This window comes from Bacillus sp. PS237 (assembly GCF_037963345.1).
Classification (GTDB): Bacteria; Bacillota; Bacilli; order Bacillales; family Bacillaceae; genus Bacillus; species Bacillus subtilis.
Window position 1 is genome coordinate 2,884,990 of record NZ_CP150156.1, and the last position, 24,821, is coordinate 2,909,810.

Sequence of the window (24,821 nt, forward strand, 5' to 3'; positions counted from 1 at the left end):
GTCACCTGTTCTTTCCGTTTTCATTCTAGCATGTTTTCGTTTTGCGGCTGACTGTTTTTTTAAAATCGTCTGAAAACATATTTCACAAGGCTTTTATCTATTGTAAAATAAAACATGAGCCTTTTGGCAGAAAGATTTGAATCTGAAGCAGAGGAGAAGATCATGAAAGCCGTATTTTTTGATTTAGATGATACACTACTTTGGGACGAAAAAAGCGTCAGAACAACATTTGCAGAAACTTGCTTACAGGCGGAGAAAAAATATGGCCTTGCCCCTGAGGAATTCGAAGCAGCTGTTCGCGAAGCGGCGAGAGAATTGTACATGTCATATGAGACGTATCCATATACAGTGATGATCGGCATTAACCCGTTTGAAGGACTGTGGTCCAATTTCTCAGAGCCAATCAGTGAAGGCTTTCAAAAGCTGAACAAGATTGTGCCGGAGTACAGAAGAAATGCATGGACCAACGGACTGAAAGCGCTTGGGATCGATGATCCTGCATATGGCGAATACTTGGGAGAGTTTTTTGCGGCAGAGCGCAGAAAGCGCCCGTTTGTATATGATGAAACTTTTGCTGTACTCGATCAATTAAAAGGCAAGTATGAATTATTGCTTTTGACAAATGGCGATCCTAGTCTGCAAAAGGAGAAGCTTGCCGGCGTGCCTGAGCTCGCTCCTTACTTCAATGAAATCGTCATCTCGGGCGCATTCGGCAAGGGCAAGCCGGATGTTTCAATTTTTGAACACTGCCTTAAGCTGATGAATATTGAAAAAGACGATGCCATCATGGTCGGCGATAATTTGAATACTGATATTTTAGGCGCTTCAAGAGCCGGAATCAAAACCGTTTGGATCAACCGGACTGATAAGAAAAACGAAACTGACGTAAAGCCTGATTACATCATCAGCAGCCTTCATGATTTGTTTCCTATATTAGAGAAATAAAAAAAGCATGATCTCTTCAATGAGATCATGCTTTTTTATTTTATTTTTTCGCTTCAGCTACTGCCTTTTTCACAAACTCATCAAGTGAAATGGTTTCAGAGTTCTGTTCTCCGTATTTACGCACGTTTACCGCTCCGTTTTCTGCTTCTTGGTCACCGACCACCAGCATGTACGGGATTTTTTGCATTTGCGCTTCACGGATTTTGTAGCCGATTTTTTCATCGCGGCTGTCGACTTCAACACGCAGGCCTTCACATTGCAGGCGTTCCTGCACTTTTTTCGCGTAGTCTAAATGCACAGCCGGAGAAACCGGGATGACTTGGAACTGAACCGGTGCAAGCCATGTCGGCAGCGCGCCTTTGTGTTCTTCGATTAAGAAAGCAACAAAGCGTTCCATTGTTGAAACGACACCTCTGTGAATGACAACCGGACGGTGCTGCTTGCCGTCCTCACCGATGTATGTCAGGTCGAAACGTTCCGGCAATAAGAAATCAAGCTGAACCGTAGACAGTGTTTCTTCTTTTCCGATCGCAGTTTTCACCTGAACATCAAGTTTAGGTCCGTAGAATGCCGCTTCACCTTCTGCTTCGTAATAGTCGTGGCCGATTTCGTCCATTGCCTCTTTCAGCATGGATTGCGCTTTGTTCCACATTTCATCGTCATCAAAATATTTCTCTGTATCTTCCGGATCGCGGTAAGACAGACGGAATGTGTAATCACTTAAACCGAAGTCTTCATAAACATCCTGGATTAAACGGACTGTACGGATAAACTCATCCTTAATTTGATCCGGGCGCACAAAGATGTGTGCATCATTTAACGTCATTCCGCGTACCCGTTGAAGTCCTGACAGCGCACCTGACATTTCATAGCGGTGCATCGTTCCAAGCTCTGCAATACGAATCGGAAGCTCGCGGTAACTGTGAATGTCTTGTTTGTAAATCATCATATGGTGCGGACAGTTCATCGGACGCAATACAAGTGTTTCATTGTCCATTTCCATCGGAGGGAACATGCCTTCCTGATAATGATCCCAGTGTCCTGATGTTTCATACAGCTCTTTGCTGCCTAGCACAGGTGTGTATACGTGCTCATAGCCGAGGCTGATTTCTTTATCGACAATGTAGCGCTCGATGACGCGGCGGATTGTTGCGCCTTTTGGCAGCCAAAGCGGCAGGCCTTGTCCGACTTTTTGAGAGTTCGCGAACAGCTTTAATTCTTTGCCAAGCTTTCTGTGGTCGCGTTCTTTCGCTTCTTCTAGCATACGAAGATGCTCTTCAAGATCAGCTTTTTTGAAGAAAGCTGTACCATATACGCGCTGAAGCATTTGGTTTTTGCTGTCACCGCGCCAGTATGCGCCTGCAAGGCTTAACAGCTTAAATTCTTTGATTTTTCCGGTTGAAGGAACATGGACGCCGCGGCACAGGTCAAAGAATTCGCCTTGCTCATAGATCGAAACGGTTTCTCCTTCAGGAATCGCATCCAATAGTTCAAGCTTCAGGTCGTCGCCGATTTCCGCAAAACGGGCTTTCGCTTCTTCACGGCTGACTTCTTTTCGAACGATCGGAAGGTTCGCATTAACGATTTTTTTCATTTCTTTCTCGATTTTCGGCAGATCCTCCGGTGTAATCGCTTCGTCCATTTCTACATCGTAGTAAAAACCGTTTTCGATAACCGGACCGACGCCGAATTTAACATCCTTGTAGATGCGTTTAATCGCTTGAGCCAGCAAGTGAGCCGCACTGTGGCGCATAATTTGAAGACCTTCTTCTGAGCCTTCTGTAATGATTTCCACTGTACCGTCTTCATTGATCGGCGTTCTCAAATCGATTTCTTTTCCGTTCAGTTTTCCGGCTAATGACTTTTTCTTTAATCCCGGACTGATGGATGCCGCGATATCTTCTGTTGTTGTTCCTTTCGCAAACTCCTTGACTGCTCCATCAGGAAATGTGATTTTTACCATATCTGACATCTTTGTCACTCCTTTTTTTGCATATAAAAACCCCGCCCCCTATGAAAGGGACGAGGTTGAATAAACGGAATCGTGGTTCCACCCTTTTTTCCGCAAAGCCAATACACGGCACCTGCGGCTCTAAGCTCTGTAACGGGAGTTCCCGTCAGCCATTACTGTTCCTTTTCAAGAGGTTCACAGCTGAAGTTCAAAGGCGGTAAAGCGAATGGTCCTTAGCTGGGAAGCTTGCAGCCAGGGCTTCCCTCTCTTTGAGCCGGTATCATTCCTTCGTGTCCTTATCAATACGTGTGTCTTTCTTAATCTCCTATGTATTATAAATTGTTCAATCCAAAAAATCAACACGATCGCGTTTCCTTTTTTTTAAACCGACAGCCTTAAATAGACAGGCTGCCGGCCCTCATCCTTCCGAGTGCTTCACCGGTATTTCTGCATCTGTAAAAGCATGCAGCGGGAGCATTTCCACTCTCTCTTGAAATACGTTTTGAATGGTCCTTGCCATCATGTGCTCGGGCTGGTCGGTATAAAGCACGACTTCATCAGGCGCAATGGAAATCAGCGGCGCGAGCAAATGAGAATCAATATACATAGGATGATCCCGGACAAATCTTCTGTCTATGTATTTCATTTTTTCCCGTTCCGGCACATAGCGCAGCTCCCATAATGTAAAGGAACCATCATGGACAATATGCACTTTTTTGATTCGCGGCTGTTTGGCGTCCACATAGTCTCTGAGTGTTTGAATAAAGTTTTGATATTCCTGTTCCATCTTATATTCATCAATCGCTGCTTCTGTAATATCTCTCAGCTGCTTATAGTATGATCCAAGTCGGAAGGTCTGAAAGGAGCGAATGTAAAATACTCCTTCCTCTAAACAGATCGTTTGGAGTTCATCCAAAATTGATTGTTTCCGTGAAAGCTTCAGCGGCTCAAACGGAAGATCGTCTGCTTCACCTTCAATAATACTGTGTGCGAGCTGAAGGATTTGCTGCTGTTCATCCTGGTCCGTGAAACAATACGTTTCCTCAATCAATGACAGCATATGCTCGTCTTCTTTGCATTCCAAAAAAAATTTGACCAGAATCGGCTCCATAAAACGCTGAATAGGAAAAGCCGGATTCGCTTTTTCAATCCCGATTTTTCGTATGCCTTCACGGACAATGATATTGTTCCGATCGTCCGAATGCTGAATGAGATGTAAAAAAGCGGCTGCATCATGGTCATCTTCAAAGATTATTTCAAGCATGTTTGTCCCCCCTTACGGCATCTGTTACAAGTATATGGGGGATGTTTTTAAAATAGACGTAAAGGTCATTGGCAAATCTTAATTTGATTCTTGGAACAAGTTTTGCATTTTCTTTCTGAAGATGAACGGCAATGAGATAAACACGATATACAAAGCGAGCACCATAAAGAAAGCGGGCAGATTGCCAGCCAAAAAGCTCGCACCCAGCACATTAAGCGCAATCGTCCCAGGGATGATTCCCACAGCCGTTGCGGCAAAATACGGCAGCGCTTTGACATTGGAAAGGCCTGCCGCATAGCTGACGAAATCAAAATTGATCGGCAGGATTCTCAAAAGAAAGATATAGAAAAATCCGTTATCCTCCATTTGCTTCTGTATGGCTTCAAGCCTTTCGTAATGCCCGTTCTTTTTCGCCGAAAACAAACCAGCCGCAAAAAACGAAACAGCTGAAGCGCACATCGAACCGAATAACGTATAAAGCGTGCCGAGAAGCGGGCCAAACGCAAGTCCGCCAGCTATTGAAATAACAGACACCGGAAATAAAACAAGTGGCCTGACGATGGATATCCCGATAAACATCAGAGGTGCAAAGACTCCGAACGACAATACCCATACCCTGATTTCTTTCGGCGATACATTCAAATACGTTTTATTTCCCCAATAGAGTAAACCAGCACCTGCAAGCACTGCCAGCCATTTGACAGCCGTTTTTCGTTTCATACCCTCAGTTCCTTCCCCTTTGAACCACAGCAATTATGGATGTCGGCGGTTTTCTCCGTCAAGGCGGATCGGAGCAGCCAAATATAATATCCGCTCCATTAATCTTGCAGCTTTTACTTCTTCTTTTTCTCCCCTCTGCGAATACGTAAAATGATGCTTCAGCTCGTCAGGTGAGAAATTAGAAGAAAAGAACGTTGGCAGCTGCTGGGACATTCTGTGCTGAAGCACCGTTCCGATGACCTCATCCCTTACCCAGCTTGTCATTGATTCTGCTCCGATGTCATCAAGCATTAATACGGGTGTGGTCTTTACCATATTGAGCTTCTCTTCCAATGTCTGGTCTTGCAGCGAATTCTTAAGCTCTCTCACAAATTCAGGCACATAAACAATCATGGAGGAATACTCTTTTTCCGCCAGCTCATTGGCAATTGCAGCGAGCATAAACGTTTTTCCTACCCCAAATTTCCCGTATAAATATAATCCTTTCCCTTTTCCCGTCTCATTATAGCTTTTCAGGAAGTCTGTAACATGCTGAAACATCGCGAGTCTGCTTGGGTCACTGATATCAACTTGCTGGAACGTCGCTCCAAGAAGATCCTGCTGGATATACATGCTTTTCATAAGAGACTGTTGTTTCTTCTGCTGGTCGAGCTTCCGTTTGACTGGACATTCGTAATACTCGATATCAATAGACCTCCCATTGACAACAAGCTTCGGATGGTAGCCCTCCAACAAATTGTTGCAGTTTTCATCTTCCGAACAATAGGAGCAATTCTTGCTTTGTTCGATATATTCATAAAGCTTATTTAAGCTCTTTTCGATCATTTTTTGGTCAATCACTTCTTCGTTTTCCTTCAAAAATGCTTGAACATCTTGATCTTTCATGACTTTTTCCTTCATTTGTTCAAGACGTTTTTGGAAATCCGGCCTGCCGGTTACGCCCTGCAGGGAACGGCCGATTGGTTCCATCTATTCCTTCACCCCGCATCTCTGTCTTTAATAGGCAGAGTATTTTTTCAGTTTTTGCATTTCTTCCATCATCTTTTTCTTCTGTTCTTCCAAATCCTGCGGATGCAGCTTCTGCTGTCCGGATTCTGAATCGGACGCTGTTTCCTTTTCTGTCATCCAATCAGGAAGCTTTTCTTCACGAATCACTTTTTGGTTTCGTTTCGAAGACTTTGTTTTTCCCTCAGCCCATTCAAGATACTGGCGGTTTTCTTCTATTGCGAGCTTCATCGCTTCCCTGACCGTTTTCACCTTTTTGCGTGCCCAATGCGAAGCGATTTTTTGGATATAGTTTTTCGACAGCTTCATGTCGGTTTTCAGCATGACATAATAAATTAACACATTTGTGACGCCTGGCTCGAGCTTCTGTTCGAACATAATTTCTTCTATGATCTTCAGATCAGCTTTTGACGGCTCTGTTCCGTCAGCAATGTCCTGCAGAAGCTTCTTCGGGGAAATCGCCTCCAGCAATGCAATCAGCTTCCCATCCAGAGAATCCTCTTCTGCCGGTTGTTCGCCTTCACGCAGATGCACCGGCTGTGTTTTTTCCACCAAATCGGGCAGCTGTCCGTTTCTTTCAATTTGATACCAGTCGCTCGCCGCTTTTCTTAATGCCTCCGTCGTAATGACGTCACGCTCATCAATTGCGCTCATCACAACATTTTGCATTTGCAAAGGGTCAATTCCGTACAGATAAGAAAGCTTTTTGATTGTGTCCCGCACCTGCTGGGTCATCGCTTTTCTCGGTATCATCGTCTCAGAAAGTCCCGCTAAAAACAAATCAAAATCAAACACATCCTCCGTTATGGTGTAGGACGGAGACTGTCCGACAGAAGTATACTCGGACCCCTCGGCAAGCCTTACCGTTTCCTCCATATCGGATGTGAGCTTCCATTCACTCGGCTGCAGCGATTCAAACGCATGATTAAACGGACGCGTAATGTCCTTCGCATCTTCTGAAATGGCCGGGTGCGTAAAAAATTGTTTTAATTGCTGATATTTCGTTTTTCCGACCCTATTATACAGAAAAACATTCAGCATTCCGTCTTCAAAAAATTCATTTGGTCTGAGCGGCGGAAGGAGTTCATATATAAAGAGGCGCTCCTGCCGCTCGGATTCTTTCATATATACTTTCAGCAATCCGATGCCCTCGAGCTTCCCCTGTTCCTGATGGATCGTTTTTAAGTTGGACTGTGTCATCCCCATCAGCTGTCTATGTGTGGACTCTCCGCCCCACAGACGGTTTTGTTCAAGCTCTCCCCACAATGTCATATAAAGAGAGAATGCAACAGGGCCGATTAAGGGCTGGTACAGTTGTGTAATAATTTGTCTGTCAATATCCTGCAGCATCGATCTGCTTTTAACCACATACGGGTCTACAGGCAGTACATCTTTCCAATAGTCAGCCATACATTCTCAAACCTTCCGAATTTGTTTCTACCTTTCATTTTACACCGTTTCTTATATCTATCAAATGCCAATTTTGCACATGAGAAAAGAGCTAGAAGAATCCTCTTAGCTCTTTTAACGCTCTTTCTTTATTAAGTCTTTTAATTCATCGATAAAGACGTTTATATCTTTAAACTGCCGATAGACGGACGCGAACCGCACATATGCGACTTCGTCAATCTTAGCCAGCCGGTCCATGACCATTTCTCCGACGAGCTCACTCTTCACCTCGGAGCAGCCTTGATTGCGAAGTTCTTTTTCAATATCAAAGCACATGTCTTCAAGCGTTTTGAGTGAAACAGGCCTTTTTTCACATGCTTTTATGAGGCCGCGCAGCATTTTTTCTCTGCTGAATTCCTCACGCACACCTTCTTTTTTCACAACGATGAGCGGGGTTTCCTCCACTTTCTCAAAGGTCGTAAACCGGTAGTGGCAGGATTCGCACTCGCGTCTTCGGCGAATCGACTTTCCGTCATCCACAGGCCGTGAATCAAGGACTCGTGTTCCGTTATGCTGGCATGAAGGACATTTCAATAAAATCAGCTCCCAACTATATCGTTCCCTGCAATGTATTTTCGGCAGCCTCCGCCTTTTAAAAATAGATGTGACAGCATCTGTCGGGAGAGCCGTTGTTAAATTTGTTTCTATAGCATTAGGTGGTTTGTGAAAATCTCCTTCTTATTTTACAAAAAAAATGAAAAAAGAAAAAGCTGACACTCTCGTTTCTTTATAAAAATAAAAGGAGCATAAGCTAAAAAGCGCATAATGGCTTTCTAGCTTCAGCTCCCTTTGTGTTCGCAATTTACTTTATAGTACTTTCGCTTGCGCCTGTTTAATTTGCACAGGCCCCATTCCTCTTGGTATTTCAATGTTTTCTCTTGTATCAGCATGTAATGCCTCTGCAATGTAATCAGCAGCGACATTAGGATCTAAGTCTCCACAAGTATAAACATCAATGCTCGCATATCCGTGCTCAGGAAAACTGTGAATCGTTAAGTGTGATTCAGAAATAATCACAACTCCGCTTACGCCTTGCGGTGCAAATTTGTGAAATGCAACCTCGCGCACCTCAGCACCTGATTTTAGAGCAGCATTTACAAACGTTTTTTCAATAAAATCCATGTCATTCAGCTTATCAAAATCGCATCCCCATAGCTCGGAGATAACGTGACGCCCCATTGTTTCCATAGTCATGGACCCCCCTTAACAAGAATTAAAAAGTGAAATTCCAACAACTGGGTCGGCCATTTACCACGGGGGAAAGTTAGTCCGGAGAGGTCCTAACCCTTTAAGTAATTCCGAAACAGTCTCAAGCAAGAAGTTCACGAAAAATAGTATACTGTGTTTAAGTCTAATTTGCAAGGTGCGTTTTTTCAGAAATATGCTGTTAAGGGTTTTTTCTTTAAAATGTGTCCATGACCTTATTTTATACAGCAGACGGATGTTTCATTCGTGCCGCTACATGGCGGATTAGATCAACAACTCTGCAGGAGTAGCCCCATTCGTTGTCATACCACGCCAGCACCTTTACTTTCCTGTCTTCCATTACCATTGTTGTAAGCCCGTCAATGACCGCTGAATGCGGATTCGTATTATAATCAGTCGAAACGAGCGGTTCATCTGAGTAATCAAGTACACCGTACATCGACGTTTTGGCAGCGCGTTTAAATGCCTCGTTTACTTCTTCAGCCGTAACATCCGTTTTCAGATCAACAACGAGATCAACCAATGAGACGTTCGGAACAGGGACACGCAAGGCGAGGCCGTGAAGTTTTCCTTTCAGATGCGGCAGCACAAGCGAAAGCGCCTTTGCCGCTCCTGTTGTTGTTGGAATGATGGATTCACCGCAAGCCCGCGCCCGGCGCAAATCTTTGTGCGGGTTATCAATATTTTTTTGGTCATTCGTATACGCATGAACTGTAGTCATCAGACCGCTCTCAATGCCAAACTCTTCATCCAGCACTTTTACAACAGGCGCAAGGCAATTTGTCGTGCATGACGCATTTGAAATAATGACATGGCGCTCAGCGTCGAATTGGTCCTCATTTACGCCCATCACAATGGTAACGTCTTCATTTTTTCCCGGAGCGGTCAAAATCACTTTTTTTGCACCTGCTTCTATATGGCCCATCGCTTTATCTTTAGCATTAAACTTCCCTGTTGCTTCGACGACTATGTCAATATCATATTCCCGCCAAGGCAGCTGTTTTGGATCACGGCTGTTTAACAAAAGCACTTTCTTTCCATTTACGATCAGGCTATCTTCACCAGCCACAACCTCTTTGTCGTATCTGCCGTGAATTGTGTCATACTTTATTAAATGAGCCAGCGTTTCTGCGGAATAGCTGGCGTTAATGGCCACTACTTGAATTTGATCGTCTAACATCGCTTTTCTAAAAACCATTCTTCCGATTCTTCCAAACCCGTTGATCGCTACTTTTACCTTCATGTTGGACACCCCTTATCAATTATGCCATCCTAATTTGTTACTATCTAAAATTAGTATAACACATTAAAACAAATTCGCCAGTACATATTGATAAAAATCAACGATTATAACGCTAATTTATGATGCATCTTATGTTTTCTTGCACAGAATATCAGGCGTAAGAACCAAAAAGCAGCCAGCGCTCCGCACTGACTGCCCTCATGCTTTATGATTCCTGTTTTAACTTATCATTGAGCACACTTTCTTCTAGCACAGAAAATGTATCCCCGTACACTCTGTTAATATGATTCGCTCCCCAAGCACACAGCATATCTAAAATCCCTTCTAAGCTGCGGCCGTATTCGCTGAGCTCGTATTCCACTTTGGGAGGAACTTGATTATATACGATTCGGTTAATGACACCGTCCGCTTCCAGCTCGCGCAGCTGCTGAGTCAGCATTTTTTGCGTGATATTGGGCATTAGGCGTTTTAATTCACTTGTGCGTTTTTTTCCGTGCGTCAGATGGCATAAAATGACGCATTTCCATTTCCCACCGATCACTTCAAGAGTCGCTTCAACAGAAATGTTATATTTTTTCTTCTCCATACAATCCATTCTCCTCACAGGCACCAAAAAGTGACTATAGCACTTCAAAGTACGTACTTTTATTTCTTAACGATATGTTTCATAATCACATTTGCCGGCTGATTTGAATCTGCTCTTTTTTATTTATATAGCTTACTCGGCAGAATTTCAATCATACAACACATCTTACAAAGGAGGAACATCATGACTTCAGCCAATAAAAGCAATATTCCTGCACTACTGGCTTTGGCCGTAAGTGCATTCGCAATAGGGACAACTGAATTTATCAGTGTCGGCCTTTTGCCGCTCATTGCTGATGACCTGGATATTCCCGTCACGACAGCAGGATTGACCGTTTCCCTTTATGCGCTCGGCGTTACATTTGGGGCACCTATATTAACTTCATTGACCTCAAGCATGTCACGTAAGACACTATTGCTTTGGATCATGTTTATTTTTATTGCCGGTAATACGATGGCAGCAACCGCTTCAAGCATCGGGATTTTACTAGCAGCACGTGTGATATCGGCATTTTCGCACGGTGTGTTTATGTCGATCGGTTCGACAATCGCAGCGGATATTGTCCCGGAGGATAAAAGGGCTAGCGCGATTTCAATTATGTTTACTGGCCTCACTGTGGCAACTGTAACCGGAGTTCCTTTTGGGACATTTATCGGCCAGCAGTTCGGCTGGCGTTTCGCCTTTATGGTCATTATCGCCGTCGGAATCATTGCTTTCATTACAAATGGCATTCTTGTACCGTCCAAATTACGAAAAGGGACGAAAACAACGATGCGGGATCAATTGAAGCTTGTGACAAACAGCCGGTTATTGCTTTTATTTGTCATTACAGCGCTTGGATACGGAGGAACATTCGTTGTGTTCACGTATCTGTCTCCCCTGCTTCAGGAAGTAACAGGCTTCAAAGCCGGGACTGTTGCAGTGATTCTGCTCGGATACGGAATAGCTATTGCTATCGGCAATATGATTGGCGGAAAGCTGTCAAACCGAAATCCGATTGCCGCTTTATTCTATATGTTTATCGTACAGGCAATCGTTCTATTCGTACTGACATTTACAGCCCCGTATCAAGCAGCAGGGCTCATTACCATTCTCTGTATGGGATTGCTGGCCTTTATGAACGTGCCCGGCCTTCAGGTGTATGTCGTCATGCTGGCTGAGCGTTTTGTCCCGAGTGCAGTTGACGTCGCATCCGCGATGAATATCGCTGCCTTTAATGCAGGGATCGCGCTTGGGTCATACCTTGGCGGTGTGATCACCGATTCAATCGGATTGATTCATACCGCTTGGATAGGCGGATTAATGGTGGTCGGTGCAGTCATTTTAACAGGCTGGAGCCGCTTGATGGAAAAACGAGATCGGCAGGAAGCCTGACAATTTTAAAGGAGGAAATAAACATGACAACACATTTACAAGCAAAAGCAACACTTCATAATGGGGTAGAAATGCCTTGGTTCGGCCTCGGCGTGTTCCAAGTGGAAGAAGGATCTGAACTGGTAAACGCAGTTAAAACTGCCATTGTTCACGGGTACCGCAGTATTGATACTGCAGCAATCTATGGAAATGAAGCTGGAGTCGGAGAAGGGATTCGGGAAGGCATTGAAGAAGCAGGCATTTCAAGAGAGGATCTGTTTATCACATCGAAAGTATGGAATGCGGATTTAGGCTACGAAGAAACACTCGCCGCGTTTGAAACAAGTCTGTCCAAACTCGGTCTGGATTATTTGGATCTATACCTCATCCACTGGCCTGTAGAAGGAAAGTATAAAGAAGCTTGGAGAGCGCTTGAAACGCTGTATAAAGAAGGCCGTATCAAAGCGATTGGCGTAAGCAACTTCCAAATTCACCATCTTGAAGATCTGATGACGGCAGCTGAAATTAAGCCTATGATTAACCAAGTGGAATTTCACCCGCGCCTCACACAAAAAGAGTTGATAAGATACTGCCAAAATCAGGGCATCCAGATGGAGGCTTGGTCACCTTTAATGCAGGGACAGCTGCTGGATCACCCTGTATTGGCTGACATCGCTCAAACATATAATAAATCTGTCGCACAAATTATTTTGCGCTGGGATCTGCAGCATGGCATTATAACGATTCCTAAATCAACGAAGGAACACCGCATTAAAGAAAATGCAAGCGTATTTGACTTTGAATTAACGCAGGATGACATGAACCGAATCGATGCACTGAATGAAAACTTGCGCGTCGGTCCTGATCCGGACAACTTTGATTTTTAATGGCCAAAAAACACCGTTCAATATGAACGGTGTTTTTTGTATTATGCCCAGCTGTTCATGATTTCATCAAGCTGCCTTTTGGTCTCTTCAAGCGTGCCGCTGTTATCAATGACTTGATCTGCTCTTGCTGTTTTTTCCTCTAAGGGCATTTGAGAGCGGATACGGCTGACTGCTTCTTCTTCTGTCAGCTGATTGCGCTTCATCAGACGTTCCAGTTGAAGCTCTTTTGTCACACTGACCACAATAATTTTATCAACCAATGATTCCAATTTGCTTTCGAACAATAGCGGGATATCCAATACAACAAATGCCTCCCGATTTGCAACGGCTTCATCACGGCGATTGAGCATTTCCTGCCTGACTGCGGGATGAACAATTGCATTTAAAGCGAGACGTTTTTGTTCATTTGTAAATACCAGCGCTCCAAGCTTTTTTCTATCTATATCGCCATTTGAGAGCAGTATGTCTTCACCGAATTCGTCAATGATTTGCCGGTAGGCCGGCATCCCTTTTTCTACCGCTTGTTTTGCAATGATATCTGCATCTATAACTGTTATTCCTTTTTCAATCAGCATATTGGCTACCGTGCTTTTGCCGCTAGCTATTCCTCCCGTTAAACCAATGACTAAGGTCAAGAGATCCACTCCTTTTTACAATTTCCAGAGCCCAATCGTGATTAATAGAAGCCCCGGCAAAAACGCCATTTTATCGATCCATTTCCACTTAGACAGAAAATGGCCGGCATTGATTCCAATTGATACAAACAGCGAGCTCATGATTGCCACGGCGATGCTCATCACAATCGGCGAAAAACCGAGAATGGCTGCGCCTATACCTGCTCCAAAGGCATCAATCGATAAGGCAAATCCCAATAAGACCGCCTCAATTCCGTTGATCACACCCGATTTGTCGATATCCGCACTCATGGGTTTTCTCAAAATATGAATCACAATTCCTAATGACCGAACCTCTAGATTAAGCAGTGTTTTTTCATGCAATAGGTATTCTTTATCTTTTGCCGGTTTGAAAAATTGATACAGAACCCACGCACCGATTCCAACCAATATCAAACCGCCAAGCTTCTCCGTCACATATACAGGAAAAAACTTCGTGAGAAAGCTTCCGATCAGCATGGATATAAACATGACAGCACCGGAACAGCAGGCGATAACCAAAATCGCTTTAAACGGTATTTTCATTTTTCTCAATCCGTACGTAAATCCGACTGAAAAACTGTCCAAGCTGACAGCCAACGCCAGCAGCAGTATAGAAACCATTTGCATATCCGTTTCTTCCTTTCTGTTGGTGCTCTTGTATCAGATGTGAAATGCCCGGGATTCATCACAATCATATATATGGGAAAGTGAAAAATCCGTGTTTCGAAAATGGCATCCTTAATCCAGAGTTACTGATATATGCACCGACAGCTTGGACAATGAAGCATTATGCTACTTTTTTGTCTGGCACTTTGCGCAAAAATGCGTGCCTCTTCCTCCAACGACAATTTTCGAAATCATCGTTCCGCAATTTTTGCATGGCTCGTCTTTTTTTCCGTACACAAAATGCTGCAGCTGGAACATTCCGATTTCCCCTTGGGAGTTGATATATGAACGGACTGTGCTTCCGCCCGCATCAATCGCCTCCTGCAGAGTGTTTTTGATTTCAGCGTGAAGGGTTTTGATTGTTTTATCTGATAATTGATTTGCTTTTGTCTCGGGATGGACACCCGCTCTGAAAAGAGCCTCATCCACATAAATGTTCCCGAGTCCAACTACCGTTTTTTGATCCAGTAGGGCAGTTTTGACAGCGCGGTTTGTTTTCGCAAGCCGGTCTTTTAAATACGCACTTGTAAATTCTTCTGCATCCGGCTCCGGCCCTAACTGAGAAAGCGGGAGCTCGCCCGCTTCTTCTCCCGGTTTAAATAAGTGCATGGTTCCAAATTTCCGCACATCCCTGTACCGGAGCTGGGTTCCATCCGTCATCGTGAATATGACATGCACGTGTTTATCGTCAGGCTCCTCGGCTTGATGAAGACCGTATTTTCCTTCCATTCGAAGGTGAGAAACCATAACATAATGATCTAAATGAAACAGTAAAAACTTTCCCCGTCTTCCGATGGACTGTATCGTTTCTCCTGCTAGTTTTCGCGCAAATTCCTCCGGTTCGGCAGGCCGTTTGATGATATTCGGCCATCTGATCTCTACCGATTTGATTGTTTTTCCCTTTACAAGCCCGGTCAGAGTGCGCCGGACCGTCTCAACCTCTGGTAATTCCGGCACATCCATCACTTCCTATCTCTGTTTATTTCGCATCGTACCAAGATGGGCCTGATGCAAAGTCCACCTTTAACGGCACATCTAATGCAAGCGCATGCTCCATCACTTCAGGAACAAGCTTTTCAAGAATTTCAATTTCTTCCTTTGGCGCCTCAAAAATCAATTCATCGTGTACTTGAAGCAGAAGCCTTGCTTTCAACTGTTTTTCTTTCAGCTTGGCAGCCATGTCAATCATGGCTTTTTTGATAATATCAGCGGCGCTTCCTTGAATCGGCGTATTCATGGCCGTCCGCTCCGCAAAACTTCGGATATTAAAGTTCCGGCTCGTCAGCTCAGGGATGTAGCGGCGGCGATGCATAAGCGTTGTTACGTATCCTTTTTGTTTCGCTTCCTGTACTGAATCTTCCATGTACGCTTTTACGCCTTGGAAGCTTTCCAGATAGCGGTCGATAAATGCTCCCGCTTCCTTCCGGGTAATGCCGAGGTTCTGTGACAGACCGTAATCGCTGATCCCGTAAACAATGCCAAAGTTGACCGCTTTCGCCTGGCGTCTCATCGCAGATGTCACTTCATCCTTAGCGACATGGAACACATCCATTGCCGTTTTCGTGTGAATATCCATATCATTAGTAAAAGCTTCGATCAGATTTTCATCCTTTGAAATATGGGCAAGCACCCGCAGCTCGATTTGTGAATAATCGGCTGCAAAAATGAGCCAGTCTTTTTCAGACGGCACAAAAGCTTGGCGAATTTTCCGCCCTTCCTCAAGCCTGATCGGAATGTTTTGCAGGTTCGGATCAGTCGAGCTGAGACGGCCAGTTTGCGTTAAGGCCTGGTTAAATCGCGTGTGCACTTTATGCGAATCCGGTCTCGTCACCTTTAAAAGCCCTTCGATATATGTTGATTGAAGCTTGCCAATTTGTCTGTACTGTAAAATATAGTCGACAATATCATGCTTGTCAGCCAGCTTTTCAAGCACATCGGCAGACGTAGAATAGCCTGTTTTCGTTTTCTTTACGACAGGAAGGCCGATCTTTTCAAATAAGATGACGCCTAGCTGTTTCGGAGAATTGATGTTAAACGGCTCTCCCGCAATCTCATGGATTTTTTCTTCATATTCCTTCAGCTTCGCACCCAGTTCTTCACCCATCCGTTTTAAACGGTCAACATCGACCTTGACGCCAGTTGATTCCATTTCGCCAAGAATAAGCGCAAGAGGCATTTCCAGCTCTTCAAACAGTTCAAGCTGGTCGTTGTTTTCCAGCTCTTGAACGAGCTTTTCCCGAAGGCTTTGAATCGCTAACGCTTTTCGGCCAAGGTGCTCAGACAGTACGTCTTCTGACGGCACTGCCCGTTTTGCTCCTTTTCCATAAACTGATTCATCACTTGAAACGATATGCAGGCCGTAATCCTTAGCCACACTCGCAACGTCGTCATATGAATTGCCCGGGTTGATGATATAAGCCGCAAGGAGCGTATCAAACTCGGCTCCTTTCAGCTCAATGCCCTGCCAGCGCAAAGCGACAACGGCCCGCTTGCTGTCGAAGACCCATTTCTTCTGCTCGTCATTTTCCACCCATTCTTTAAACACCTCAGACTCAACGGCAATGTCTTTCGGAATGAAATAAGCTCCCGTTTCATTTACGATCGAAAATCCGAGGATCGGCTCTTCATGATAATTATCGCCAATCTGTTCAACGACAAATGCGGATGGAGAAACCAATATATCGCTTGTCACGTCTGTGACTGTTTTGACATTAATGTCTTCCAACGATTGATCCTGTTCTGCTTCTGCACTGTCTTCTCCAAGCCGTTCAAGAAGCGTGTTGAAGCCAAGATCTTTAAAGATGGCAATGACCTGTTCACGATTAAAGCCTTGATATTCCAGGCCGGAAACAGATACCTCAATCGGAGCATCCGTCATAATTGTCGCAAGCTCCTTGCTCATCAATGCCTGATCCTTAAACTCCTCAAGCTTTTCCTTCAATTTCTTTCCGCTCACCTCGTCAATGGACTCCAGCAGCTTTTCAACGGAATCAAATTGTTTTAAAAGCTTAATCGCAGTCTTTTCTCCGACGCCGGGCACACCCGGAATATTATCTGAGGAATCGCCCATCAGACCCTTCATGTCAATGATTTGTTCAGGCGTAAGCCCATATTTCTCTTTGACATGCTCCGGTGTGTAAAATTCAACATCGGTAATTCCCTTTCTCGTAATGGCAACTGTCGTTTTGTCCGTTGCCAGCTGGGTTAAATCCTTATCTCCTGAGAAAACCTTAACTTCAAATCCGTCTTTTTCAGCCGATTTGGCCAGTGTGCCGATAATATCATCCGCTTCATATTGTTCCAGTTCATAGCGGCTGATCTGGTAGGCATCCAGCAGCTCGCGGATAAACGGCATTTGTTCGGAAAGCTCAGGCGGGGTTTTCTGTCTGCCGCCTTTATATTCTTTAAATGTGCCGTGACGAAATGTTGTTTTCCCGGCATCAAACGCAACCAGCATGTGCGTCGGTTTTTCATCCTCAAGCATTTTCATCAAAATCATCGCAAAGCCGTATACAGCATTCGTATGAACACCTTTATCATTGCTTAACAGCGGCAATGCAAAAAACGCCCGGTAAGCCAGACTGTTTCCGTCTACAAGCACTAATTTTTTTCGTTCCGTCATTCAATTTCCTCCTAAGAAGCCTCAGGCTTCCATTCATCTCTTACATAGTCATTAGCTCCTCTTATTTTAACAAAGTTCAATTTGAAAGGAAAATACGTGAACTATAAGAGAAGACACAAAAAAGGACGGGAACACAAATAGGTTCCCGCCGTCAAAATTGGCTCCTTGGATGAAGGGGTTCTACTACATCCTACCAGCATAGGTTTAACAGTGCATGAAGATATTGTTAAACCTTTGTAAACATTAGGCGGACTTTTCAGCGGCCCGTTTCAGCGTCACGGTAAAGACAGTTCCCCGTCCAAGCTCGCTTGTGACATCAATTTTCCCTTCATGAGCCTCTATTAAATGCTTGACAATCGCTAGGCCCAGCCCGGTTCCGCCCGAATTTCTGCTTCTGTCTTTATCTACACGGTAAAAGCGTTCAAAGATGCGCGGAATTTCTTCTTTCTGAATTCCGATTCCAGAATCGGCAACCTCAATCTGAATGTCTTTTTCTCTGGGCTTTACATTGATAGCCACGGAGCCCCCCTCAGGCGTGTAGGTTAATGCATTGTTTACGAGATTAAGAAATACCTGTTTCAGCCTGTACGGGTCACCAGATACATATTGAGGGTCTTTCGGGACATTCAGGTGCAAGGAGATGCCTTTCTCATCCGCCTTATGCTTCAGAAGCGTTTCAATCTCACCAAGCATTTTGGCCGGCTCAAACGTTTCGATACTGAGCGTGAAATTTTGCTGCTCGATTTTTGAGAGATCGAGCAAATCCTGAACCAAAGACTGAAGCCTTTCGCTTTCCTTAAGAATAATAGAGAGAAATTCAGAAAGCGCCTCTTTGTCTTCCATCGCCCCGTCCAATAACGTCTCCGTAAACCCTTTTATGGACGTAATCGGTGTTTTCAGCTCATGAGAAACATTGGCCACAAAATCCTTCCTCATCTGCTCTAATTTCTTCGTTTCCGTCATGTCATGGAAAACGAGCACAATTCCTTTCCATTCATCGTCCGGCCCCATAATCGGAACGCCGTCCACTTCAAAATAACGCCGTTCTATTTTGATCGGCAGTCTTAACAGCTTGCATTTCTTTGTCTCCGTCATAAAAATGTCTTCGACAAGCTGGATCACTTCTTCATGTTCAAATGCATCGTGATAAAGACGGCGCAGCATATGATTCGGATTGATATGAAACTGCTTGGCGTAAGACCTGTTTACGAGATTAATAAAGCCTCTTCCGTCGATCATAATCAGCCCGGAGCCAATGTTTTCAATGACTGTCAGCAGCCGATCCCGCTGCATTTCCTGCGTTCGCGTCATTTCCATCAGATCAATGGCAAGGCTGTTCATCGCATGTCCTAGCTTATCAGAACGCCTAATATAGCCGCCGTACGTCCGTGCATCGTAGTTGCCCTTAGAGAGTTCTGTGGCTACATTTGTCGCTGACTCAATTGACCTTTTATAACGTGAGGTCATGCTGGAATAAAAATAAACAATGACGATAAATGCGGTACAAAGACTGGCCGTCAGCATCCCCCACAATTCGCCTTTTAAGCCGTCGCTTTTTTCAGAGGCGGAAAGCAGCACATATCCTGTTTTTTCACCTTCGCTTCTAAGTGAAAGTCCGTAATAAAGCTTGTTATCTGTTGTTGACAGAATACCCTCATGGCCAGAAACAAGCGCCTGCACCTTTTGGGAATCAGCCGATCTACCGTTTGACCCATACAGCACCTTACCGTCTGTATCGATAACGGATGCGCTCACATCAAGCGCGCCGCCTGCATCTTTAATGATTTTCTCATTTGCTTGATTATTCAGATTGCCGGCATCAAGAAGCGAAGCCAAGTATTTTGCTTCTTTTTCAATGTGTTCCTCTGCTTTCCTTTGATCAGATGTTTCAAAAAGCTGCTGTAAAAACAGCCCGAGGACACAAAACACCAGAATCATACAGACAACGAATACAGAAAAAAGGCGCACACGGTATTTATTCATTCATTTTTGGCTCCTCCAGTTTATACCCCAATCCCCTAATCGTTTTAATGTAGATCGGTTTTTTGGTATTGTTTTCAATTTTGTCGCGAAGATGGCTGATGTGCACATCAACAATTCTCGTATCTCCGGCAAAATCATAATTCCAGACTGCGCTCAGCAGCAGGTCTCTTGTCAGAACTCTGCCTTTATGTCTGCCTAAATAGAGCAGCAGTTCGAATTCTTTCGGTGTCAGTTCAAGCTGACTTTCTTTAAAGTACGCTTCATAATGATCAGGCAGGATTTTCAGATCGCCGATTACGATCTGGCCTTCCATTTCATCGTTCTTCATCTCACTAGAGGGCGCAGCTATTTCCGAACGCCTTAAAATCGCTTTGACTCTCGCATTTACTTCCCTTGGACTGAACGGCTTGGTCATATAATCATCAGCACCGAGCTCCAGCCCTAATACTTTGTCGAATTCCTCATCCTTCGCTGTCAGCATTAAAATGGGAAACATCAGTTTTTGCTGTCTCAGCTGCTTGCATACTTCGATTCCGTCCAATTTTGGAAGCATCACATCAAGCACAATCAAATCAGGTTTCTCTGTTTCCGCTTTTTTGAGTGCTTCTTCCCCATCCGAGGCGGTAATGACATCATAGCCTGACCGTTCCAAATTGTACTGTAAAAGAGTAACAATAGATTCTTCATCATCCACAACTAAAATTTTCTTGTTCATGCTGTGCCTCCAGTATTATAATTCCCCGACATCCTATTTCTCTATTTTATGTCATCTTAACATGTTTCATGATTTTATTTTAGCGAAAGCAGGACATTCCGACAATTCGCCTTTTACATCATTTTTAAAAGAAATAAAGACGTTTATGATAGCGCTTTCATTTATAGTAAAAAGAGAAAGGCTGTATTAAGCAAGCCTTTCTCTCTTTTTATTAGGATAATACTTTCATGACATTTTTGACAGATTCAACTGATTTATTCAGCTGCGCTCTTTCATAGTCTGTCAGTTCAAGTTCAATGATTTGCTCAAGACCGTTGCCGCCTACAATTGTAGGAACACCAAGGTAGATGCCTTCATAGCCGTATTCCCCTTCAAGATAAGCAATTGTAGGAAGGACGCGGCGCTGATCTTTCAAGATCGCTTCGACCATTTCTGTCAGAGAAGCCGCAGGCGCATAATACGCGCTTCCGTTTCCAAGAAGATTCACGATTTCGCCTCCGCCTTTTCTAGTGCGCTCCACAATTGCGTCAATCCGTTCTTTCGGAATAAGAGTTTCAAGCGGGATACCGCCAGCATAAGAATAACGCACAAGCGGAACCATATCGTCACCGTGTCCGCCGAGTACGAAACCAGTCACATCTTTCACTGACAGGTTTAATTCCTCTGCCACAAATGTTCTGAATCTTGCCGTATCAAGCACACCTGACTGGCCGATTACACGCTCTTTAGGGAAGCCTGATTCTTTGTACACCGCGTATGTCATTGCATCAACAGGATTTGTCAGCACCACAATAATAGAGTCAGGAGAATATTTCACGATTTCCTGCGTAACGCTTCTCATAATCTTTTCGTTTGTAGAGACCAGATCATCTCTGCTCATACCAGGTTTTCTTGCGATACCGGCTGTAATGACAACAATGTCAGAGCCGGCTGTATCCTCGTAATTGGATGTTCCCGTAATTTTTGCGTCAAAGCCTTGAACCGGGCTTGCTTCAAGCATATCAAGCGCTTTTCCCTTTGTCGGGTTCTCCAATTGCGGAATGTCAACAAGAACAACGTCTGCCAGCTCTTTTTGAGCGATTAAAAATGCAGTTGTAGCTCCGGTAAAACCTGCTCCGATAACAGAAACTTTTTTACGAGTATTTCCCATGTCTCTCTTCTCCTTTATGGCTAGTTTTAGGCTTTTTCCTTGCTTAGTCCATGTTTTTGATCAGTTCTTCTCCGAACTCTGAACATTTCACTTCAGTCGCCCCGTCCATTAATCTGGCAAAATCGTAAGTTACGACTTTAGAAGCGATTGTTTTTTCCATAGATTTGATAACCAAATCAGCCGCTTCGTTCCATCCTAAATGCTCAAGAAGCAGAACGCCTGAAAGAATAACTGAAGATGGGTTTACTTTATCAAGGCCTGCATATTTAGGAGCCGTTCCGTGCGTCGCCTCGAAAATCGCATGTCCTGTTTCGTAGTTGATGTTCGCTCCAGGAGCAATGCCGATTCCGCCGACTTGCGCAGCAAGAGCATCAGAAATGTAATCTCCGTTCAAGTTCATTGTCGCAACGACATCAAACTCGTTTGGACGCGTTAAGATCTGCTGAAGGAAAATGTCAGCAATGCTGTCTTTGATAATGATTTTTCCTGCTGCTTCCGCTTCGCTTTGCGCTTTGTTGGCAGCGTCTTTTCCTTGTTCTTCAGCAATGCGGTCATATTGAGCCCATGTGAAGACTTTATCTCCGTATTCTTTTTCAGCAAGTTCATAGCCCCAGTTTTTGAAGGCGCCTTCTGTGAACTTCATGATGTTTCCTTTGTGAACAAGTGTTACAGATTTGCGGCCATGCTCGATCGCATAATCAATGGCAGCTCTGACCAAGCGGCTTGTTCCTTCTTCTGAAACAGGCTTAATGCCGATACCTGATGTCTCAGGGAAACGGATTTTATTGACGTTTAACTCATTTTGAAGGAAGCTGATAAGCTTTTGCACTTCTTCAGAGCCTTTTGCATACTCGATGCCTGCGTAAATATCTTCTGTATTTTCACGGAAGATGACCATATCAGTATCTTCAGGGCGTTTTACCGGTGACGGCACTCCAGTAAAGTATCTTACAGGTCTTAAGCAGACGAATAGGTCAAGCTCTTGTCTGAGCGCTACGTTCAAAGAACGGATACCGCCGCCGACAGGTGTCGTTAACGGGCCTTTAATCGCGATGAAATATTCGCGGATCACATCTAATGTTTCAGCAGGGAGCCACTCACCTGTTTTATTATAAGCCTTTTCTCCGGCGTAAACTTCTTTCCATGTAATTTTCTTTTCGCCTTTGTATGCTTTTTCTACTGCTGCTTCCAAAACCTTCGAAGCCGCGTTCCAAATATCAGGACCGGTTCCGTCTCCTTCGATAAATGGGATAATCGGGTTGTTTGGTACGTTTAATACTCCGTTAGAGACTGTAATTTTTTCACCTTGTGCCACAATAAAAACCTCCCAGTATGTAATTCATATTTAGAAAACATTTTATTTTTCTTATATAGAAAATAAAATGATTTTTCCTAACATTCAATTTAAAGTGTAACCCAATTTTGATGTTCTGAACAAGAGGCTAACCTCATTGACGCAAGCCAGCCTCCAATGGTTCTTTAGGCTCTTTCTTCAATCGGAACGAATTTTTGTTTGTCAGGGCCTGTGTAATCTGCCCGCGGGCGGATCAGACGGTTGTTGTCATACTGCTCAAGAATATGAGCGAGCCAGCCGGACATTCTGCTTACAGCAAAAATCGGTGTAAACAAATCATGGTCAATACCGAGGCTGTGATATACAGAAGCCGAATAGAAATCAACGTTAGGCGGAAGCTTTTTCTCTGATGTGACGATGTCTTCTATACGAATCGACATCTCATACCATTTGCTTTCGCCTGTCAGGTTGGTCAGGCGCTTGCTCATTTCTTTCAGATGCTTCGCGCGCGGATCACCATGCTTATACACACGGTGGCCGAATCCCATGATTTTTTCTTTCTTTTCAAGTTTAGCGCGGATGTACGGCTCAGCGTTTTCCACTTCACCGATTTCTGTCAGCATTTTCATAACGCCTTCATTCGCTCCGCCGTGAAGAGGCCCTTTCAGCGCGCCGATTGCTGCAGTAATGCCTGAATAGATGTCAGAAAGTGTTGCGACGCAGACCCTCGCTGTGAACGTTGACGCGTTCAGCTCATGGTCAGCATGTAAAATCAATGCTTTGTTGAAGGCTTCAACTTCAATTGGTGAAGGCTCTTCACCGTTTAATGTGTAAAGAAAATTCTCCGCAATACCGTAATCTTCTCTCGGTTCAACAGGCTCAAGACCCTTGCGAATTCTGGAAAACGCTGCAACCAGGCCAGGCACCTTTGCCTGAAGGCGGATCGCCTTTCTGTAGTTGGCTTCCGGGTTCATGGTATCAGCCTCGCTGTCAAGCAGGCCTAGTAATGAAATTGCTGTCCGAAGAGCAGCCATGGGATGAACATTTTCGAGGGAATAAGATTTGAAGTGCTCAATAATTTCTTGCGGAACGGCAGCTTCCTTTGCAAGCTGCTGCTTTAACTCTTCAAGCTCTTTTTTGTTTGGCAGCCTTAGATGCCAAAGCAAGTAGATGATTTCTTCAAAACTTGCATTCTCTGTCAAATCATCGATATCATACCCCACATATGTAAGGGTATCATCAATAATAGAACTAACAGATGATGTTGTTGCTACAACCCCTTCAAGACCGCGTGTCGCTGTCATATATAACATCTCCTTTTCAATAAATTTCCCCTTTAAGAGTGTTGTAAAAACATGAGGCTTACTTAAAAAGCACGATGCAAGTATTTCTCTCCCCCAAAAAGAAAATGCTTACATTTTACTGGCTGCTGGAACTAAAACCCTTTGCTTATGAAAGAACATAACAAATTCTTATAAGCTTATTTAAGTTTAAGCCTATTCTCATTATAAACAATAATCAGACATTTGTTAAATGTTTACCTATAATTTTTTTTTTCCATTCTGTGATTTCCCCGAAAAAACGCCTTTATTTGCGGGTTTTTGCATAAAAAAAAGCGGCTTTAAGGCCGCTTTTTTTTATGAAGTGAACAGTTTTACGATCTGCATGGCTAAATAAGCAATCCCCGCTCCGATCAGCGGCCCCACCGCAACTCCTCCAAAAAGCGCGACTGCAAGAATGGTCCCGATCACGAGAGCAGTTGTAATATGCGGATCATTTTCAAGCAGGGTCAGGCCGTTTTTTGCAATCAGCGCCACTGCGATCCCCGCTCCAAGGGCGATCCATGCGTAGGAAGACCGCATTGCTTCTCCAAGCTGCTTAAATCCGATTTCTCCCGTGGCAATCGGGACAAGAACGGCGATGGTAATAATGGTCACACCCCAGTTAATGCCTTTTGACTGGATGGTCGGAAATAATTTCTGATCAAGCCCAACGATTTTGATGATCAAAAGGACGGATACAGCAAAGAGCAATGATTGGTTTTTTGCGATAAGTGCGATAGCCAAGAGTAAAATTAAAAATAAATTCGCTTGTGTAAACACATGCCATCCCTCCTTTAAGATGAA

The 24,821-nt window shown here is 44.1% G+C and carries 21 protein-coding genes and 1 pseudogene; 3 read left to right on the forward strand and 19 right to left on the reverse strand.

The features are described from left to right. The first annotated feature begins 162 nt into the window (after window positions 1-162). Window positions 163-945, forward strand: coding sequence for an HAD family hydrolase (locus NST22_RS15060; protein WP_004398978.1), 783 nt, complete (start codon window positions 163-165; stop codon window positions 943-945). Window positions 946-985: 40 nt separating this feature from the next. Here the strand turns inward: NST22_RS15060 and thrS are convergent, their stop codons facing one another. From thrS to NST22_RS15105, 9 genes are all read right to left on the reverse strand, one after another. Next, window positions 986-2,917 carry a threonine--tRNA ligase gene (gene thrS / locus NST22_RS15065; RefSeq protein WP_003229473.1) on the reverse strand — a complete coding sequence of 644 codons (1,932 nt, stop codon included), beginning with the start codon at window positions 2,915-2,917 and terminating at the stop codon, window positions 986-988. Window positions 2,918-3,314: 397 nt separating this feature from the next. Beyond that, on the reverse strand, window positions 3,315-4,160 hold the full coding sequence (gene ytxC / locus NST22_RS15070; protein ID WP_003229471.1) for a putative sporulation protein YtxC: 846 nt from the start codon (window positions 4,158-4,160) through the stop codon (window positions 3,315-3,317). 78 nt (window positions 4,161-4,238) lie between these two features. After that, window positions 4,239-4,880: a TVP38/TMEM64 family protein gene (locus NST22_RS15075; protein ID WP_003229468.1), complete on the reverse strand. Its 642-nt coding sequence runs from the start codon at window positions 4,878-4,880 to the stop codon at window positions 4,239-4,241. 33 nt (window positions 4,881-4,913) lie between these two features. Then, window positions 4,914-5,849, reverse strand: coding sequence for a primosomal protein DnaI (dnaI, locus tag NST22_RS15080; protein ID WP_003229466.1), 936 nt, complete (start codon window positions 5,847-5,849; stop codon window positions 4,914-4,916). A gap of 27 nt (window positions 5,850-5,876) precedes the next feature. Then, entirely contained in the window at window positions 5,877-7,295 is a 1,419-nt protein-coding gene (gene dnaB / locus NST22_RS15085) for a replication initiation membrane attachment protein DnaB (RefSeq protein ID WP_003229464.1), read from the reverse strand. A 114-nt stretch (window positions 7,296-7,409) separates the two neighbouring features. Continuing rightward, complete coding sequence (nrdR, locus tag NST22_RS15090) at window positions 7,410-7,868, reverse strand: transcriptional regulator NrdR (protein WP_003223586.1); 459 nt, start codon at window positions 7,866-7,868, stop codon at window positions 7,410-7,412. Window positions 7,869-8,141: 273 nt separating this feature from the next. Continuing rightward, a complete protein-coding gene (gene speD, locus NST22_RS15095; protein WP_003223584.1) occupies window positions 8,142-8,522 on the reverse strand; it encodes an adenosylmethionine decarboxylase in 381 nt (126 codons plus the stop codon). A gap of 238 nt (window positions 8,523-8,760) precedes the next feature. Beyond that, entirely contained in the window at window positions 8,761-9,783 is a 1,023-nt protein-coding gene (locus NST22_RS15100; RefSeq protein ID WP_003229459.1) for a glyceraldehyde-3-phosphate dehydrogenase, read from the reverse strand. A gap of 205 nt (window positions 9,784-9,988) precedes the next feature. Beyond that, window positions 9,989-10,369: a winged helix-turn-helix transcriptional regulator gene (locus NST22_RS15105; protein ID WP_003229458.1), complete on the reverse strand. Its 381-nt coding sequence runs from the start codon at window positions 10,367-10,369 to the stop codon at window positions 9,989-9,991. A 183-nt stretch (window positions 10,370-10,552) separates the two neighbouring features. Here NST22_RS15105 and NST22_RS15110 point away from each other — a divergent pair, with 183 nt between their 5' ends. Together NST22_RS15110 and ytbE are read left to right on the forward strand one after the other, a co-directional pair. Further along, window positions 10,553-11,743 (forward strand): MFS transporter, encoded by a 1,191-nt coding sequence (locus NST22_RS15110; RefSeq protein WP_003229456.1) that lies wholly within the window; start codon window positions 10,553-10,555, stop codon window positions 11,741-11,743. Window positions 11,744-11,766: 23 nt separating this feature from the next. Continuing rightward, complete coding sequence (ytbE, locus tag NST22_RS15115) at window positions 11,767-12,609, forward strand: aldo/keto reductase YtbE (RefSeq protein WP_003229455.1); 843 nt, start codon at window positions 11,767-11,769, stop codon at window positions 12,607-12,609. Window positions 12,610-12,650: 41 nt separating this feature from the next. On the opposite strand, the gene coaE is transcribed toward ytbE, so the two are convergent. The 10 genes and pseudogenes from coaE to NST22_RS15165 form a co-directional block, all read right to left on the reverse strand. Next, the gene (gene coaE / locus NST22_RS15120; RefSeq protein WP_004398928.1) at window positions 12,651-13,244 is read right to left on the reverse strand and encodes a dephospho-CoA kinase; all 594 of its coding nucleotides are present in this window, start codon (window positions 13,242-13,244) and stop codon (window positions 12,651-12,653) included. A 15-nt stretch (window positions 13,245-13,259) separates the two neighbouring features. Continuing rightward, a pseudogene (gene ytaF / locus NST22_RS15125) lies at window positions 13,260-13,910 on the reverse strand (sporulation membrane protein YtaF); the annotation flags it as partial. A 147-nt stretch (window positions 13,911-14,057) separates the two neighbouring features. Further along, window positions 14,058-14,888 carry a DNA-formamidopyrimidine glycosylase gene (gene mutM / locus NST22_RS15130; protein WP_003246122.1) on the reverse strand — a complete coding sequence of 277 codons (831 nt, stop codon included), beginning with the start codon at window positions 14,886-14,888 and terminating at the stop codon, window positions 14,058-14,060. A gap of 22 nt (window positions 14,889-14,910) precedes the next feature. After that, the gene (gene polA / locus NST22_RS15135; protein ID WP_004398870.1) at window positions 14,911-17,553 is read right to left on the reverse strand and encodes a DNA polymerase I; all 2,643 of its coding nucleotides are present in this window, start codon (window positions 17,551-17,553) and stop codon (window positions 14,911-14,913) included. A 243-nt stretch (window positions 17,554-17,796) separates the two neighbouring features. Then, window positions 17,797-19,536 carry a sensory box histidine kinase PhoR gene (gene phoR / locus NST22_RS15140; protein WP_004398493.1) on the reverse strand — a complete coding sequence of 580 codons (1,740 nt, stop codon included), beginning with the start codon at window positions 19,534-19,536 and terminating at the stop codon, window positions 17,797-17,799. Next, window positions 19,529-20,251 carry a two-component system response regulator PhoP gene (gene phoP, locus NST22_RS15145; RefSeq protein ID WP_003229442.1) on the reverse strand — a complete coding sequence of 241 codons (723 nt, stop codon included), beginning with the start codon at window positions 20,249-20,251 and terminating at the stop codon, window positions 19,529-19,531. The genes phoR and phoP overlap by 8 nt, the downstream gene beginning before the upstream one ends. 211 nt (window positions 20,252-20,462) lie before the next feature. Further along, window positions 20,463-21,401 (reverse strand): malate dehydrogenase, encoded by a 939-nt coding sequence (gene mdh / locus NST22_RS15150; protein WP_003229437.1) that lies wholly within the window; start codon window positions 21,399-21,401, stop codon window positions 20,463-20,465. Between the two features lie 43 nt (window positions 21,402-21,444). Next, a complete protein-coding gene (gene icd, locus NST22_RS15155; RefSeq protein WP_003229433.1) occupies window positions 21,445-22,716 on the reverse strand; it encodes an NADP-dependent isocitrate dehydrogenase in 1,272 nt (423 codons plus the stop codon). Between the two features lie 164 nt (window positions 22,717-22,880). After that, window positions 22,881-23,999 carry a citrate synthase gene (citZ, locus tag NST22_RS15160; protein ID WP_004398810.1) on the reverse strand — a complete coding sequence of 373 codons (1,119 nt, stop codon included), beginning with the start codon at window positions 23,997-23,999 and terminating at the stop codon, window positions 22,881-22,883. A 333-nt stretch (window positions 24,000-24,332) separates the two neighbouring features. After that, the gene (locus NST22_RS15165; protein WP_004398695.1) at window positions 24,333-24,797 is read right to left on the reverse strand and encodes a DUF441 domain-containing protein; all 465 of its coding nucleotides are present in this window, start codon (window positions 24,795-24,797) and stop codon (window positions 24,333-24,335) included. Window positions 24,798-24,821: the final 24 nt, after the last annotated feature.

What these genes read in the sequence shown, in the direction of transcription:
- phoP (WP_003229442.1), bottom strand. Translation starts at nt 20,251, where the DNA reads ATGAACAAGAAAATTTTAGTTGTGGATGATGAAGAATCTATTGTTACT.
- NST22_RS15100 (WP_003229459.1), bottom strand. Translation starts at nt 9,783, where the DNA reads ATGAAGGTAAAAGTAGCGATCAACGGGTTTGGAAGAATCGGAAGAATG.
- polA (WP_004398870.1), bottom strand. Translation starts at nt 17,553, where the DNA reads ATGACGGAACGAAAAAAATTAGTGCTTGTAGACGGAAACAGTCTGGCT.
- phoR (WP_004398493.1), bottom strand. Translation starts at nt 19,536, where the DNA reads ATGAATAAATACCGTGTGCGCCTTTTTTCTGTATTCGTTGTCTGTATG.
- NST22_RS15110 (WP_003229456.1), top strand. Translation starts at nt 10,553, where the DNA reads ATGACTTCAGCCAATAAAAGCAATATTCCTGCACTACTGGCTTTGGCC.
- mdh (WP_003229437.1), bottom strand. Translation starts at nt 21,401, where the DNA reads ATGGGAAATACTCGTAAAAAAGTTTCTGTTATCGGAGCAGGTTTTACC.
- NST22_RS15060 (WP_004398978.1), top strand. Translation starts at nt 163, where the DNA reads ATGAAAGCCGTATTTTTTGATTTAGATGATACACTACTTTGGGACGAA.
- dnaB (WP_003229464.1), bottom strand. Translation starts at nt 7,295, where the DNA reads ATGGCTGACTATTGGAAAGATGTACTGCCTGTAGACCCGTATGTGGTT.
- ytxC (WP_003229471.1), bottom strand. Translation starts at nt 4,160, where the DNA reads ATGCTTGAAATAATCTTTGAAGATGACCATGATGCAGCCGCTTTTTTA.
- ytbE (WP_003229455.1), top strand. Translation starts at nt 11,767, where the DNA reads ATGACAACACATTTACAAGCAAAAGCAACACTTCATAATGGGGTAGAA.
- citZ (WP_004398810.1), bottom strand. Translation starts at nt 23,999, where the DNA reads ATGACAGCGACACGCGGTCTTGAAGGGGTTGTAGCAACAACATCATCT.
- thrS (WP_003229473.1), bottom strand. Translation starts at nt 2,917, where the DNA reads ATGTCAGATATGGTAAAAATCACATTTCCTGATGGAGCAGTCAAGGAG.
- speD (WP_003223584.1), bottom strand. Translation starts at nt 8,522, where the DNA reads ATGGAAACAATGGGGCGTCACGTTATCTCCGAGCTATGGGGATGCGAT.
- NST22_RS15105 (WP_003229458.1), bottom strand. Translation starts at nt 10,369, where the DNA reads ATGGAGAAGAAAAAATATAACATTTCTGTTGAAGCGACTCTTGAAGTG.
- NST22_RS15075 (WP_003229468.1), bottom strand. Translation starts at nt 4,880, where the DNA reads ATGAAACGAAAAACGGCTGTCAAATGGCTGGCAGTGCTTGCAGGTGCT.
- dnaI (WP_003229466.1), bottom strand. Translation starts at nt 5,849, where the DNA reads ATGGAACCAATCGGCCGTTCCCTGCAGGGCGTAACCGGCAGGCCGGAT.